This window comes from Amycolatopsis sp. SID8362 (genome assembly GCF_010550475.1).
GTDB classification, from domain to species: Bacteria; Actinomycetota; Actinomycetes; order Mycobacteriales; family Pseudonocardiaceae; genus Amycolatopsis; species Amycolatopsis eburnea.
The window spans coordinates 1-685 of the sequence record NZ_JAAGNB010000219.1; the positions used below are offsets into that span (position 1 = coordinate 1).

At 73.3% G+C, this 685-nt stretch carries 1 protein-coding gene and 1 pseudogene; one reads left to right on the forward strand and one right to left on the reverse strand.

All coding sequences use genetic code 11. From position 1 onward, the window contains the following. A partial coding sequence (locus G3I65_RS07555) for a GntR family transcriptional regulator (protein ID WP_160695444.1) occupies positions 1 to 289 on the reverse strand: 289 nt, incomplete at its 3' end. An 80-nt stretch (positions 290 to 369) separates the two neighbouring features. Here G3I65_RS07555 and G3I65_RS07560 point away from each other — a divergent pair. Further along, positions 370 to 685, forward strand: a pseudogene (locus tag G3I65_RS07560) (MFS transporter); the annotation flags it as partial.

The following is a 685-nucleotide window of genomic DNA, read 5'->3' on the forward strand; positions in this document are numbered from 1 at the left end:
TCGGGCGCGGTCCCGCCGCCGAGGGCGCCGAACGACGTCGGGGCGCCGGCAGTGAATCGGACACGTACGTCCCGGCGCCGACGCGGCCGGTCAGGAAGCCGTCGGCGGTGAGGCGGTCGTAGGCGACCGCGACGGTGTTGCGGGAGACGGCCAGCCGCCGGGCCAGTTCGCGGGTCGGCGGGAGCCGCTCCCCCGCCCGCAGCCTGCCGTCGAGGACGGCGTCGCGCAGCTGGCGGTAGATCCGGACGCTGAGGTCGCCACGCCCGGCCAGGCTGACGTGGAAGTCCATCGCGCGACCCTACATTGGCCCAATGCACTTGGCCATAATTGGATCTGGGATCGAGCCAAAGCCGGCTCTACTGTCATCTCATGACGAAGACCCCGGACCGGCTGCTGGCCGCCGCTCAGCTGGTGGGCTCGCTCGGCGACGGCGCGTTCCTGACGTGCTCGGTGCTGTTCTTCACCCGGATCGCCGGGCTGACGCCGGCGCAGGTCGGGCTCGGCCTCACCCTCGGCTGGGCGGTGGGTTCGGTCGCGGGTGTCCCGCTCGGGCACCTCGCCGACCGGCACGGCGCGCGCGGCTCGGCCGTGCTGCTGGCGCTGGCCACCGGCGCGTCGATCCTGGCGTTCCTGCTGGTCCGCTCGCCGGTGCTGTTCGTGCTCGCGGCCTGCTTCTACGGCAGCT